Genomic DNA, 1,168 nt, shown 5'->3' with positions numbered 1-1,168 from the left:
TTCCAAACTCATGATTTAAAGCAGTTTTCACTTAATAAGGTTTTGTATTCTACTCTAAGAGAAAAATTTGGTCTTAAATCGCAAATGGCTCAGTCTGTTTTGAAAACGGTTATTGCAAAATATAAAACCATTCTCGAAAATCAAAATGAGTGGATACAGCCAGCCTTCAAAAAGCCTCAGTATGATTTGGTTTGGAACAGAGATTATTCTTTAACTCAGAACTGTTTTTCTGTGAATACACTTAATGGTCGTGTTAAGCTGCCATATTTTGCTGAAGGTATGTCTAAATATTTTGACCACACAATCTACAAGTTTGGTACAGCTAAGCTCACAAATAAACATGGTAAATACTATCTTCACATACCCGTAACTCATGATGTCGAAGAAAGTAATATTTCTGACATTTGTAATGTCGTAGGTATTGACAGAGGTATTAACTTTGTCGTTGCTACTTATGACAGTAAGCACAAGTCAGGTTTTGTCAGTGGCAAAACTATTAAACAAAAACGTGCTAACTATTCCAAACTCCGTAAAAAACTCCAAATGCGAAAAACTCCATCTTCAAGGCGAAGACTGAAAGCTATTGGTTCACGAGAAAACCGTTGGATGCAAGATGTTAACCATTGTGTATCAAAGGCACTCGTTGAGAGCAATCCAAAACATACATTATTCGTACTTGAAGATTTGTCAGGCGTTAGAAATACCACAGAGCGAGTTAAAACGAAAGACCGCTATGTATCTGTATCATGGTCTTTCTATGACCTTGAACAGAAACTAATTTACAAGGCTAAGCAGAATCAGTCTTCTGTAATAAAAGTTGACCCCCGTTATACAAGTCAGTGTTGTCCTATTTGTGGACATACTGAAAAGGCAAACCGTAACAAGAAGATACATCTGTTTACTTGTAAAAACTGTGGCTATAAGTCCAATGATGACCGTATAGGAGCTATGAATCTGTATCGTATGGGAATAAACTATCTTGCTGATAGCCAAGTACCTAATACAGTTGTAACAGAGTAAACTCTGCTACAAAGGGTGCTGTCAACCACCCTATGATGTAACGCCACTTTAGATAGCAATATCTAATGGGGTTAAAGGTCGGAGACGTAAGTCGTTAGTACGACTGGGCAGTTACAAGCCCACCACCTTTAGGTAGTGGGTAGTTGAC

General features: G+C 37.5%; 1 protein-coding gene. It reads left to right on the top strand.

The genetic code is table 11. The features are described from left to right. A partial coding sequence (locus tag FYJ55_RS10720; RefSeq protein ID WP_154556809.1) for an RNA-guided endonuclease TnpB family protein occupies positions 1-1,020 on the top strand: 1,020 nt, incomplete at its 5' end. Positions 1,021-1,168: the final 148 nt, after the last annotated feature.

The organism is Holdemanella porci, from assembly GCF_009696075.1.
Classification (GTDB): domain Bacteria; phylum Bacillota_I; class Bacilli_A; order Erysipelotrichales; family Erysipelotrichaceae; genus Holdemanella; species Holdemanella porci.
Note: the sequence above shows the minus strand (reverse complement) of the source record. Positions and strands in the feature narration are given on the sequence as shown.